Here is a 13,578-nt window from a genome sequence, read left to right on the forward strand (position 1 = left end):
AATGACTGCGGCGGTATGTTTACCATTGAAGAGGTGACATACCGCCGCTGTTTAAAGCAGGTGTCAGGAATTGGGGGAGATTTCTGCAAACCATTGTTGTATAACATTTAAACCAACTTCTAAAATATCTGCAATTATGGCATCTGAATATCCCTTTTTTTTCATATTAAATGCAGTTCCCTTCTTACCTTCGATGATCCCTTCCTTTTTACCTTCGATGATCCCTTCCTTTTTACCTTCGATGATCCCTTCCTTATAAATTTTTTCAGAAACTTCACACATTTCCGGATAACCTCCTTCCTCACATTTCAAAAAATGGACTCTTGCGGACAAATCTCCTTGGCTCATATCCTCTGGATCAGCCTTCTTAAAATAATCCATTAATTTAGCAATATCGCTGCCATCGTTTATCTCAGCGTTTACATATGTTACATAGATACCATCATCATACGTAATTTCTGTTCCTTTAAATTTCTTTTCTACCTTATAGAGAGCTCTTCCTGCCGCCCATAAATCCGTCTCACTAATGTATATGATATGGACATCCGGCATTTGGTCATATTCTTTTCCTTTTTGTAAACATTCACTATCAATCATTGCTGCATAAAATCGGGTTCTTCTAGCATGTTCAATCGTGTCTTTTCTTTGGATTTCCAAATTCACTAATCGTCTGTGGCTATCCTCTGCCAGTATGTCAAGGATGGCGTCATGTGCCGTAATTTTTGAAATTCTGTGCTGTGACCTTACCTCCTTCACAACCAAGTCGGACAGACCTGTTATAATACGGATAACATGTTGACAGGCTGGAATGTCGTTTAACGCAACGCTCATAAAAACATTGCTTAGAAGATTAAAACTTCTCGCTTCTTCTACTAATTGGTCTTTTCTACTAATAAAAGTTGTTTCTTGTGATTTGGCGGCATTCTTATTTGCAGTAGCTTTATCTTTGGTTGGATTCTCATCTGTTCCCACAATATAGTGCCTCCTTATGTAGAAATTGTCTCTTTATTGTTCTTACATTATAAATAATTATATGAAGCATGGCAAGATGGCTGGCTCAAAAATATTACTTTTCCGATTGACACTGGAAGTGCTGAGCCGAAAAGTTTATGGCTTGATTATAGCCGTCTGATTTGGTAAAATAATAGATGTATAAAATTACCATATAATAAGCGGGAGACATGCCGGCGGCAGATTTCACCGCATAGAAGGAAGGAGCCCTAAAATGAGCAGAGTTACATTTGATTATTCTAAAGCAAAGACATTTATTTCAGAGCATGAGATTGAATCAATGAAGAAGATTGCAGAGAACGCGAAAGCCGAACTTCTTGGCAAAGAAGGTGCGGGGAATGATTTCCTTGGATGGATTGATCTTCCTGTAGATTACGATAAGGAAGAGTTTGCAAGGATTAAGGAAGCTGCGGAAAGAATCAAAGGAGATTCGGAAGTTCTTCTGGTAATCGGTATTGGAGGCTCTTATCTTGGCGCAAGGGCGGCGATTGAATTCCTGCGTCACAATTTCTATAACATGGTATCGAAGGAAATACGCAAGACACCGGAGATCTATTTCGTGGGCAACAGCATCAGCAGCGCCTACTTAAAGCATCTGACGGATGTAATCGGGGATAGGGATTTCTCTGTAAATATCATCTCTAAGTCCGGGACGACGACGGAGCCTGCGATTGCTTTCCGTATCTTTAAGGGAATGCTGGAGAAAAAGTACGGCAAAGACGGGGCGGCGAAGAGGATTTATGCGACCACAGATAAGGCAAGAGGGGCGCTTAAAAACCTGGCGACCGAGGAAGGATATGAGACATTTGTTGTACCGGACGATGTAGGAGGACGTTTCTCCGTATTAACGGCAGTTGGGCTTCTTCCGATTGCGGTCAGCGGCGCAGACATTGACAAGCTGATGGAAGGCGCGGCAGACGCGAGGGAGCATGCGTTGAAGGATGCCTATGAGGAGAATGATGCGGTAATGTATGCGGCAGTACGTAATGTCTTGCTGAGGAAGGGCAAAGCAGTGGAGATTCTTGCCAATTATGAGCCAAGCCTCCATTATGTATCCGAGTGGTGGAAACAGCTTTACGGCGAGAGCGAAGGCAAGGATCAGAAGGGAATTTTCCCGGCGTCTGTTGACCTTACTACAGACCTGCATTCGATGGGGCAGTTCATTCAGGACGGAAGCCGTATCATGTTCGAGACGGTTCTGAATGTGGAAGAATCTACAGAGGAAATCGTGATTGAAGAAGAGCCGGTGGATTTGGACGGTTTGAATTATCTGTCAGGAAAGACGGTTGATTTTGTCAATAAGAGCGCAATGAACGGGACGATGCTTGCCCATACAGATGGAAATGTTCCGAATCTGGTGGTTAAGATTCCTAAGCAGGACGAGTTCTCATTGGGACAGTTGTTCTATTTCTTCGAGTTTGCGTGCGGCGTGAGCGGATATATTCTTGGTGTGAATCCATTTAACCAGCCGGGCGTGGAGAGTTACAAAAAGAACATGTTTGCGCTTCTTGGAAAACCGGGATTTGAGAAGGAGAGAGAAGAGCTTCTGAAGAGGTTATAATGGGCAGCTTATATGACAGGCTATCGGAGTATGGAAGGTCGGATTACTATGGTTTTCATATGCCGGGGCATAAGAGGCGGTTCAATATGTTGGGAGACGAGCCAGCCTTCGCTATTGACATTACGGAGATTGAAGGGTTTGACGACCTTCACCATGCGGACGGGATTCTGAAAGAAGCTCAGGAACGGGCGGCGAAGGTGTACCATGGGGAGGAGACACATTTCCTCGTTAATGGGAGCAGTGTGGGAATCCTGAGCGCCGTTGCAGGTGTGACGCGAAGAGGTGATACGATACTTGTGGCAAGAAATTGCCACAAGTCTGTGTATCATGCCATAGAGATGAATGGATTGAACCCGGTGTATCTGGCGCCGGGATTTCATGTGTCTGAGTATATGAATACGGAGATTTCCGCGGAAGATGTCAGGATCGCTTTGGAGAAGAATCCTAAGATTCGGGCAGCCGTGATTGTGTCGCCGACTTATGAAGGGGTGGTGTCGGATGTGGAAGCAATATCGGAAGCGGTCCATGAGAAGGGAATTCCAGTTATTGTTGATGAAGCCCATGGAGCGCATTTTGGATTTCATCCATATTTTCCGGAGAATTCTAACCGGAAAGGTGCGGATATCGTGATTCACAGCCTGCATAAGACGCTTCCGTCATTGACCCAGACTGCCCTTCTGCATATGAATGGAAGTCTTGTCAGGCGGGAGAGGGTTCGCAGATATCTTCATATGCTCCAGAGCAGCAGCCCTTCTTATGTGTTGATGGCAAGTATAGATTCCTGTATTGCTCTTCTCGAAAATAGAAGAGATGAGCTGTTTGTGCCTTATGCAAAGAATCTGCAAAGACTCAGGGAAGAGCTGGCGGGGCTTAGGAGGCTGAAATTGGTGCATACGAATCGGTATGATCCTTCTAAATTGGTGATTTCTGCGGGAAATACAGGACTTACGGGGAGGGACCTTTCCCGGATTTTGCTGGAAAAATATCATCTTCAAATGGAGATGTCGGCTGGCGGGTATGCGCTTGCCATGACATCCGTCGGGGATACGCCGGAAGGTTTCCGAAGGCTTAGCTGTGCCTTGAAGGAGATAGACGGCTCTTATCCGTCAGAGGAAAGGAACTGGAAAGAAGATGTAAAGGTCCACAGAGAGGAAAAAGCAGCGGGAGATTTGCGGAAAAGGAAGAATATTCCTTGCCTTCCGCCCCCTGATATGGTATATAATAGTTCGGAAATACAAGAGATGGATTGTCCGGTGGAATCCCGTCATTGGAGGGATTGTGCAGGATATGTGTCAGTGGAGTACGCATATCTGTATCCCCCGGGAATTCCTTTCATTGTTCCGGGAGAAAGGGTATCACAAGAGGCGGTAAATGTGTTACAATGGTATTATGAGATGGGATTTTCGATTGAAGGTTTGAAGAGGGATTCTTATATAGAGGTTTTGACGCATGGGTAAGATTTACTATATGATGGGAAAAAGCTCTTCCGGAAAAGATACCTTGCAGAAAGAACTCAAAGAAGCCTTGCCGGAACTAAAGACCATAACGCCCTACACCACCAGGCCGAAACGGGACGGGGAACGAAACGGTGTGGAATACTTTTTTGTGTCGGAGGATACATTAAATGTATACGAGGAGCAGGGCAGGGTGATTGAGCAGCGCGCCTACAATACGGTACATGGGGTATGGAGGTATGCGACGGTCGATGACGGGCAGGTAGAGCTTGGGAGTGGGGATTATCTTGTAATCGGGACGCTGGAATCTTATGGCAGGATGCGGGAATACTATGGAGAGGATAACGTAGTTCCGCTTTATATCGAAGTGGAGGACGGAGAACGGCTGAAACGTGCCATTGGGCGGGAGGAGATACGGAAGATCCCGGATTATAAGGAACTGTGCAGGCGTTTTCTTGCAGATTCCGAGGATTATTCCGAAGAGAACCTTGCAAGGTATGGGATTACCAAAAGAATCCTGAATCATGACGGAACTAGATGCTTAGAAGAGATGATAGGGGAAATACAACATGGGAAGCTTTAAAGATGTGGTAGGACACAGAGACATAATCAATTATATCAAGAATGCAGTGAAGATGGATCAGGTATCCCACGCGTACATCATGAATGGGGAAAGGGGCGCCGGGAAGAAGCTTCTGGCATATCTTTTCGCCATGACGCTGTTGTGCGAGGAGGGAGGAGAGGAGCCTTGCAATACCTGTCATTCCTGCCGCCAGGCGGAGACGGGCAATCATCCGGATATTATCAGAGTCACCCATGAGAAGCCGAATTCTATCAGTGTGGATGACATCCGGGAACAGGTTAATAATACGATTATGATAAAGCCTTATCAGGGACCGTACAAGGTCTATATTATCGACCATGCCGATCTTATGACTCCACAGGCCCAGAACGCACTGCTCAAGACGATTGAGGAGCCGCCTCAGTATGCGGTACTCATGCTTCTGACAGAGAATGCGGAGGCGCTTCTTCCTACAATTAACTCCAGATGTGTCATGCTGAGGCTTCGCTATATCAAGGACAAGCTGATTAAGAAGTATCTGATGGAGAGTCTGAAAGTGCCGGATTACAAGGCGGATCTGTGTACTGCATTTGCCCAGGGGAATATGGGACATGCGATTATGCTTGCGAATTCGGAGCATTTTAATGAGATTCGCGAGGCGGCGGTACATCTTCTGCGGCATGTCCATGATATGGAACTGAGTGAGATCGTGGAGGCTGTGAACAGCGTTACGGCGTTTAAGTTGGAGATTACGGACTATCTGGATATCATCGCGGTTTGGTATCGGGATGTTTTGCTGTATAAGGCGACGAGGGACATGGATACGGTCGTGTTCAAGGATCAGATTGACGATATCCGGGAGCAGGCGAGGAAGAGTTCTTACGAGGGAATCCAGTTGATTATCAGCAGTCTTGATAAGGCTAAGGCGCGCTTAAAGGCGAATGTGAATTTTGATTTGGTCATGGAGCTTTTGTTCCTGACAATGAAGGAGAATTAATCAAATGACGAGAGTGATTGGAGTGAGGTTTAGGCCGGCAGGGAAGATTTATTTCTTTGCGCCGGGAAAATATGAAGTCAATACGGGAGATAAGGTCATCGTCGAGACGGCGAGAGGCGTGGAGTTTGGTTCTGTGGTCACGGGACCTAAGGATGTGGAAGATGATAAGATTACGCAGCCTTTGAAGTCCGTGATCCGGATTGCGACGCAGGAGGATATCCGCAAGGAAGAGAAGAACCGTGAAAAAGAAAAGGAGGCATTTGGCATATGCCTTGAGAAGATCCGCAAGCATGGACTTGAGATGAAACTAATCGACGCGGAGTATACATTTGACAATAATAAAGTGCTTTTTTACTTTACTGCGGACGGGAGGATCGATTTCCGGGAGCTGGTGAAGGACTTGGCGAGCGTGTTCCGTACAAGAATTGAGCTGCGGCAGATTGGTGTGCGGGACGAGACGAAGATCCGCGGCGGAATTGGAATATGTGGGCGTCCGTTATGCTGCAATACCTACCTGACAGAATTCGCCCCGGTATCTATTAAGATGGCGAAGGAGCAGAATCTGTCCCTGAATCCGTCTAAGATTTCGGGCGTATGCGGCAGGCTTATGTGCTGCCTGACCAACGAGGAGGAGACTTACGAGGAGCTGAACAGCCGCCTGCCGTCTAACGGGGACCGTGTGACGACACCGGATGGGCTGAAGGGTGATGTGCAGTCGGTGAATGTGCTGCGTCAGCTTGTGAAGGTGATTGTGACGCTTGATAACGACGAGAAGGAGATCCGCGAGTACAAGGCGAAGGAGCTTAGGTTCAAGTCGAGGCGGAGGAAGAAGGATATGAAGCTGTCCCGGGAAGAACTGGCGGAGCTTAGGGCGCTGGAAGAGAAGAACGCGGCGTCGAAGCTGGATGATGAATGATGAAGTGATGGATAATAGGAAGAGCAGATATATAAAAGAGGGAGAACGCCTGGACGACTTACAGATTAAGGGGTATGGGATTATACAGACCCCCGGGAAATTCTGTTTTGGGATGGATGCGGTTCTCCTATCTTCTTTTGCGAAGATAAAGAAGCAGGAGCGGGCTTTGGATCTTGGGACGGGGACTGGAATTTTGCCGATTTTGCTGGAAGCGAAGAATGAAGGGGAGCATTATACAGGGCTTGAGATTCAAAAAGAGAGCGTGGATATGGCGCGAAGGAGCATTGAGTATAATGGGCTTGAGGATAAGGTAGATGTGGAGGCGGGAGATATCAGGAATGCATCGGGGCTGTTCGGGGCGGCTTCTTTTCAGGTCGTTACCGTGAACCCGCCTTATATGATAGGGAAACATGGCTTGAAAAATGAGAATGAAGCGTTGTATATCGCAAGGCATGAGGTGTTGTGTACGCTTGACGATGTGCTGCGGGAGAGCGCGAGGCTCCTGACGCCTAAGGGACGGTTCTATATGGTCCATAGACCGTTCCGGCTGCCGGAGATACTGGCGAAGATGTCGGCATACCGGATTGAGCCGAAACGGATGCGGTTGGTGCATCCCTATGTTGACAAGGAGCCGAATATGGTACTGGTGGAAGGACTAAGGGGCGGGAATCCCCGGATGAAGGTGGAGCCGCCGTTGGTCGTGTATGAAAAGGACGGGCGTTATACGGAGGAGCTGCTGGGAATTTACGGTATGCGGCAGTAAAATTAGAAGTAGAGGAGAGAAATTACCATGCCAGGAACATTATATCTATGTGCGACGCCAATCGGCAATCTGGAGGATATGACGTTTCGCTGTATCCGGATTTTAAAGGAAGCAGATTTGATTGCTGCGGAGGATACCCGCAACAGCATCAAACTTCTGAATCATTTTGAGATTAGGACTCCTATGACCAGTTATCACGAGTACAATAAGATAGAAAAAGGACGCAAGTTAGTGGAGCGGCTTCTGGACGGAGAGGATATTGCATTGATTACGGATGCGGGGACTCCGGGAATCTCAGACCCCGGCGAAGAGTTGGTACGGATGTGCCGTGAGGCTGGGATCGCCGTGACGGCAGTTCCGGGAGCCGCCGCATGTGTGACAGCTTTGACCATATCTGGACTGCCCACCAGAAGATTTGCATTCGAGGCGTTTCTTCCGGCAGATAAGAAGGAGCGGCAGGCAATTCTTGAGGAAATGAAGCAGGAGACGCGGACGATGGTGCTGTATGAAGCTCCCCACAGGCTTGTGAGGACATTGGAGACGCTTCTTGATTCGTTGGGCAACCGGAGGGTCAGTATATGCCGTGAGCTGACGAAGAAACATGAGGCGGTGTTTGCGTCGGCGCTGGCGGATTCCGTCCTGTATTATAAGGAACACGAGCCGAAAGGAGAATGTGTCATTGTAATAGAAGGGAAGAGCCGCGCAGAGATTCAGGCAGGAGAGAGGGACAAATGGGCGCAGATGAGCATCGAGGAACATATGGAGTTCTATATGGGCGAAGGTATGGAGAAAAAGGATGCTATGAAGCAGGTGGCGAAAGACCGGGGAGTCAGTAAACGGGAAATCTATCAGGCGTTGGTCAACTTGTATAAAATTTTGTGAAATTATTGTTCAACTTGGGTATACCCGAAACGGGACTTTTTTTATATACTTTTATTTAAGCAAGACGGTATCACAGATACAAAGAATATATTTATTTCAAATGGAGGAAACCCAAAATGGCAAGTTTATCATTAAAACACATTAATAAGACATATCCGAACGGATTTGAAGCTGTAAAAGACTTCAACCTTGAGATTGAAGATAAGGAATTCGTCATCTTCGTAGGCCCTTCAGGATGTGGTAAGTCAACAACACTTCGTATGGTAGCCGGTCTGGAAGATATCTCCTCAGGAGAGTTATGGATTGGGGACAAGATGGTTAACGATGTAGAGCCTAAGGACAGAGATATCGCGATGGTATTCCAGAACTACGCTCTGTATCCACATATGACAGTATATGACAACATGGCTTTTGGACTGAAATTGAGAAAGGTTCCGAAAGACCAGATTGATAAGATGGTACGTGAGGCTGCTAAGATTCTTGACTTGGAAGCATTGTTAGACCGTAAGCCGAAGGCTCTTTCCGGTGGTCAGAGACAGCGTGTTGCTATGGGACGTGCAATCGTTCGTAATCCTAAGGTGTTCCTTATGGATGAGCCTCTTTCTAACTTGGATGCTAAGCTGCGTGGACAGATGCGTATTGAGATTTCCAAGCTGCATCAGAGACTGGGCACAACGATTATCTACGTAACACATGACCAGACAGAGGCTATGACGCTTGGTACAAGAATCGTAGTTATGAGCGCCGGTGTTGTTCAGCAGGTTGATACTCCGCAGACATTGTATGATCGTCCGTGCAACCTGTTCGTAGCAGGATTCATCGGATCACCACAGATGAACTTTGTAGACGCTAAGTGTAAGGTTAACGGCAAGAAGGTATCTCTGATTGCTGGACCGGCATCTATCGAGCTTCCGGAAGCTAAGGCTAAGAAGCTGATTGACGGCGGATATGACGGAAAGACTGTTGTACTTGGTATCCGTCCGGAAGATGTACATGATGAGCCAGATTTCCTTGCTAAGTCTCCGAACACGATTATCGAAGCTACGATCCGTGTATACGAGATGCTTGGTGCGGAAGTTTACCTGCACTTCGATTACGAAGGTTCTACCATGACAGCAAGAGTTGATCCAAGAACAACTGCAAGAACAGGCGATACCGTTAAGTTTGCTCTGGATGCTGACAGAATCCATGTATTCGATAAAGAGACAGAGAACACAATCACAAATTAGTAATTTTATTCTGACAAAGAGGCCAGACACCGATGGGTGTCTGGCTTTTATGATGCGTTCCGCAAGAACCAAAAAACAGTGTGAAAACAAAGGATACTCTTGTACATCCCGGCCATCCTATGATAGAATAAAACTTGTATATGCCAAAGAACAGGAGGGATTTCCAGTGTTATCGAATCAGATACTACATAAAGCAGTACAGGATATTAAGAGAATTACCGGATTAGAATGTGCGATATGGGATATGAAGGGAATCTGCCTTGTCATGACGAACGAGAGGATGACGGGGCTTGACGGGGCTGTGGCGTCTTTTGGAGAAGCGGCGCCGACGGTAGCGGCGGAGGAGCTTCTTTTCCGCATAGAGAAAGATTTGGGGATGTTTCTTGTGCATGACGACGAGGACCCATGTTACATCCTTGTGCTGAAAGGGGGATGTCCGCAGATGGAGATGGCGGGCAGGCTTGGAGTCAGCCAGTTGGAGAATCTTCTGTTTGCTTACAAGGAGAAGATGGATAAGAACCGTTTTATCCAGAATTTGATTCTGGACAATATGCTGTTGGTGGATGTTTATAATCAGGCGAAGAAGATGAAGATCCCTGTGGAACTCAGGAGGTCGGTGTTCCTGGTCGAATCCAAGAATGAAGGAGAGAACCTGATTCTTGAGACGCTGAAAGGTCTGTATGCCACGGGGACGAAGGATTTTGTGACGGCAGTAGATGAGAAGCATGTGATTCTGGTCAGGGCATTGGAGAATACCGATGATTACCCACAGTTGGAGCAGATTGCACGGGAGCTGGTGGATACACTGAATATGGAGGCAATGGTAAGCGTCCGGATTGCATATGGGACGATTATCAATGAATTGAAGGATGTGTCCAAGTCCTATAAAGAGGCGGGTATGGCATTGGAAGTGGGACGTGTATTCTATGCGGACAAGAATATCCTTGCTTATAATGAGCTTGGAATCGGGCGCCTGATACATCAGCTTCCGGCTTCTCTGTGCGAGATGTTCCTGAATGAGGTGTTCGAGGGGAATACGGCAGATCAGTTTGAGGAAGAGGAGCTGATTACGGTATATACATTTTTTGACAATAACCTGAATATTTCCGAGACGGCAAGGCAGTTGTATGTCCATCGGAATACGCTGGTATACCGGCTTGAGAAGATTCAGAAGCGGACAGGCTTAGACGTCAGGGTATTTGCAGATGCACTGACGTTCAAGATTGCAATGATGGTGGCAGATCATATGAAATACATGGAGAGTTATTCGGCCGTGCATAGATGATAGGTCTTTAATGGATTGTATGATATCAGGAGGAAAGAAAATATGGTGAAATTATATGATAAGGGCGTATACCTGTTAAATGGAACAGAGATTGTGGAAGACGCCCGAGAGATAAGCCAGAAGACTGGGCGGGAGATATCTCCTGCCGAGGCGGCAAAGGAGACGATGGCATATAGGATTCTTGCAGACCACAATACATCCGGAAACATGGAGCAGCTTCAGATTAAGTTTGACAAGCTGACTTCCCATGACATTACGTTTGTGGGGATTATCCAGACGGCGAGGGCGTCCGGGCTTGAGAAGTTCCCGATTCCCTATGTGCTGACCAACTGCCATAATTCTTTATGTGCGGTGGGGGGGACGATTAATGAGGATGACCATATGTTCGGGCTTACTTGTGCCAAGAGATATGGCGGCGTGTATGTACCGCCTCATCAGGCAGTCATCCACCAGTATGCCAGGGAGATGCTTGCAGGCGGCGGCAAGATGATACTGGGTTCCGACAGCCACACGCGTTATGGGGCCTTAGGAACTATGGCAATGGGAGAAGGCGGTCCGGAGCTTGTAAAGCAGCTTCTGAATAAGACCTATGATATCAAGATGCCCGGCGTGGTAGGGATTTATCTGGACGGCGAACCTATGAAGGGAGTAGGCCCCCAGGACGTGGCGCTTGCAATCATCGGAGCTACATTCGGAAATGGATATGTGAATAATAAGGTCATGGAGTTCGTAGGTCCTGGCGTGGAGAAGCTGAGTGCGGATTTCCGTATTGGAGTTGACGTTATGACCACAGAGACAACCTGTCTGTCTTCGATTTGGAAGACGGATGAGAAGATTCGGGAATTCTATGAGATTCATGGAAGGGCGGAGGACTATCAGGAATTGAACCCAGGAGCGACGGCTTATTATGACGGCATGGTGTATGTGAATCTGAGCGAAATCAAGCCGATGATTGCGATGCCATTCCATCCGTCAAACGTCTATACCATTGAGGAGGTCAATGCGAACTTAAAAGACGTACTCCATGACGTAGAGCAGAAAGCGTTGGTAAGCCTTGACGGCGCTGTGGATTATACTTTGCAGGATAAGGTGGTTGACGGAAAATTATATGTGGAGCAGGGAATCATTGCAGGATGTGCCGGAGGCGGATTTGAGAATATCTGCGCGGCGGCGGACATCATCCGTGGGCATTATATCGGAGCGGATGAATTTACATTCAGCGTATATCCGGCGAGTACCCCGATTTATATGGAGCTGGTGAAGAATGGTGCGGTCGCGGACTTGATGCAGGCGGGAACGATTGTGAAGACGGCGTTCTGCGGGCCTTGCTTTGGCGCGGGGGATACTCCGGCGAACAATGCGTTTTCTATCCGCCACTCTACGAGGAATTTCCCGAACCGTGAAGGTTCCAAGCTGCAGAGCGGTCAGATTGCCTCTGTCGCGCTGATGGATGCGCGTTCCATTGCGGCGACGGCGGCGAACAAGGGATTCCTGATTCCGGCAACGGATTTGGATGTGGAGTTTACGGGGCCGAAATATCATTTTGACGGGAAGATTTATGCAAACCGTGTATTTGACAGCAAGGGTGAGGCGGACCCGTCAGTCAAGATTAAGTTTGGCCCGAATATCAAGGACTGGCCTAAGATGGCCCCACTGCCCGAGAACCTGCTTCTGAAAGTGGTGTCTGAGATTCATGACCCGGTTACGACGACGGATGAGCTGATTCCTTCCGGCGAGACGTCTTCCTATCGTTCCAACCCGCTTGGTCTGGCAGAGTTTGCGCTGTCAAGGAAAGACCCGGCGTATGTGGGGCGTGCGAAAGAGGTTCAAAAGGCAGAGAAGGCGATTGAAGAGGGGCAGTGTCCGGTAGAAGCGTTGGACGAGCTTAGGCCTGTGATGGAGAAGATTCATGAGACGTATCCGGACATTGACCGGACGAATCTTGGGATTGGTAGTACGATATTTGCAGTGAAGCCGGGGGATGGCTCGGCGAGGGAACAGGCGGCGTCCTGCCAGAAGGTTCTTGGAGGATGGGCGAATATCGCCAATGAGTATGCCACCAAACGATACCGCTCGAACCTGATTAACTGGGGAATGCTTCCGTTTATTACGGAGGAAGGCCATGAGAAGCTGAGCTTCAAAAACGGCGACTATCTCTTTGTGCCGGAGATTAAAAAGGCTGTGGAAGAGAAGGCGGCGAAGATTAAGGCTTATGTGGTCGGGGCAGGAGAGTCATGGAAGGAGATTACTCTGAAGCTGGGTGATATGACGGATGCAGAGCGTGAAATTATCCGGAAGGGATGCCTGATTAATTATTATAGAGGATAACTTGAAAAAAATATGGGGCGGCTGCAACAGCAGCCCCCTTTTTTGACTCTTATTTATGAAAGGAATCATAGAGCGGTTTTAAGCAGGGAGGAGAAGATATGAGATGCGACACGAAGACATTTGCGCAAATGTATGAGACGGTTTATCAAGACCTGTACCGGTTTGCCCTGTGTATGTTGAGGAATCCGCAGGATGCGGAGGATGCGGTAAGTGAGGCGGTGGTGGCGGCTTATGAGAATATCGGAAAGCTAAAGAAGGAGGATGCTTTTAAGAGCTGGATATTTACGATTCTGTCCAACATTTGCAAGAAGAAGTGGAGAAATGCGGCGAGGGAGGAGACACGTTCCGATGAGGAAATGTTATTTTCCGCGGCTTCGGAGGAGCCAGACATAGGAGTAGCTTTGGATGTGCGGAAGGCATTTTTTCTTCTGGAGGACGAGGAGCAGACGATTGTCGGCCTGTCTGTTTTCGGAGGATATACCAGTCAGGAGATTGGGGATGCGCTGAAGCTGAATCCCAATACGGTGCGCTCGAAGAGGAGCCGTGCGCTGCAAAAGATGGAATGTGTATTGAGATGAGTTTAAGGAGGC

Annotated in this window: 12 protein-coding genes; 11 read left to right on the forward strand and 1 reads right to left on the reverse strand. The window is 47.7% G+C overall.

Annotation, left to right across the window (positions count from 1 at the left end; all coding sequences use genetic code 11):
• Window positions 1-63: 63 nt before the first annotated feature.
• Entirely contained in the window at window positions 64-972 is a 909-nt protein-coding gene (locus tag AC6I3O_RS00445; protein WP_497849293.1) for a PD-(D/E)XK nuclease family transposase, read from the reverse strand.
• A 253-nt stretch (window positions 973-1,225) separates the two neighbouring features.
• On the opposite strand from AC6I3O_RS00445, the gene AC6I3O_RS00450 reads away from it, so the two are divergent.
• The 11 genes from AC6I3O_RS00450 to AC6I3O_RS00500 all read left to right on the forward strand — a co-directional run bounded on the left by AC6I3O_RS00450 (window position 1,226) and on the right by AC6I3O_RS00500 (window position 13,566).
• A complete protein-coding gene (locus AC6I3O_RS00450; RefSeq protein WP_497849294.1) occupies window positions 1,226-2,572 on the forward strand; it encodes a glucose-6-phosphate isomerase in 1,347 nt (448 codons plus the stop codon).
• Entirely contained in the window at window positions 2,572-4,029 is a 1,458-nt protein-coding gene (locus tag AC6I3O_RS00455; RefSeq protein ID WP_497849295.1) for an aminotransferase class I/II-fold pyridoxal phosphate-dependent enzyme, read from the forward strand. The genes AC6I3O_RS00450 and AC6I3O_RS00455 overlap by 1 nt, the downstream gene beginning before the upstream one ends.
• A complete protein-coding gene (locus AC6I3O_RS00460; RefSeq protein ID WP_497849296.1) occupies window positions 4,022-4,609 on the forward strand; it encodes a nucleoside/nucleotide kinase family protein in 588 nt (195 codons plus the stop codon). Before AC6I3O_RS00455 ends, AC6I3O_RS00460 begins: the two co-directional genes overlap by 8 nt.
• On the forward strand, window positions 4,596-5,585 hold the full coding sequence (holB, locus tag AC6I3O_RS00465) for a DNA polymerase III subunit delta' (protein ID WP_497849297.1): 990 nt from the start codon (window positions 4,596-4,598) through the stop codon (window positions 5,583-5,585). The genes AC6I3O_RS00460 and holB overlap by 14 nt, the downstream gene beginning before the upstream one ends.
• A gap of 4 nt (window positions 5,586-5,589) precedes the next feature.
• Window positions 5,590-6,501, forward strand: coding sequence for a PSP1 domain-containing protein (locus tag AC6I3O_RS00470; protein WP_497849298.1), 912 nt, complete (start codon window positions 5,590-5,592; stop codon window positions 6,499-6,501).
• The gene (locus tag AC6I3O_RS00475; RefSeq protein ID WP_497849299.1) at window positions 6,491-7,264 is read left to right on the forward strand and encodes a tRNA1(Val) (adenine(37)-N6)-methyltransferase; all 774 of its coding nucleotides are present in this window, start codon (window positions 6,491-6,493) and stop codon (window positions 7,262-7,264) included. Before AC6I3O_RS00470 ends, AC6I3O_RS00475 begins: the two co-directional genes overlap by 11 nt.
• Window positions 7,265-7,291: 27 nt before the next feature.
• Window positions 7,292-8,146, forward strand: a complete 855-nt coding sequence (gene rsmI / locus AC6I3O_RS00480; protein ID WP_497849300.1) for a 16S rRNA (cytidine(1402)-2'-O)-methyltransferase — start codon at window positions 7,292-7,294, stop codon at window positions 8,144-8,146.
• Window positions 8,147-8,262: 116 nt separating this feature from the next.
• Window positions 8,263-9,375 (forward strand): ABC transporter ATP-binding protein, encoded by a 1,113-nt coding sequence (locus AC6I3O_RS00485; protein ID WP_497849301.1) that lies wholly within the window; start codon window positions 8,263-8,265, stop codon window positions 9,373-9,375.
• Between the two features lie 166 nt (window positions 9,376-9,541).
• Entirely contained in the window at window positions 9,542-10,660 is a 1,119-nt protein-coding gene (locus AC6I3O_RS00490) for a PucR family transcriptional regulator (RefSeq protein WP_497849302.1), read from the forward strand.
• A gap of 42 nt (window positions 10,661-10,702) precedes the next feature.
• Complete coding sequence (locus AC6I3O_RS00495; protein ID WP_497849303.1) at window positions 10,703-12,988, forward strand: hydratase; 2,286 nt, start codon at window positions 10,703-10,705, stop codon at window positions 12,986-12,988.
• 98 nt (window positions 12,989-13,086) lie between these two features.
• Complete coding sequence (locus AC6I3O_RS00500; protein WP_497849304.1) at window positions 13,087-13,566, forward strand: RNA polymerase sigma factor; 480 nt, start codon at window positions 13,087-13,089, stop codon at window positions 13,564-13,566.
• Window positions 13,567-13,578 lie beyond the last annotated feature (12 nt).

The organism is Sporofaciens sp. St.21A7 (genome assembly GCF_059728535.1).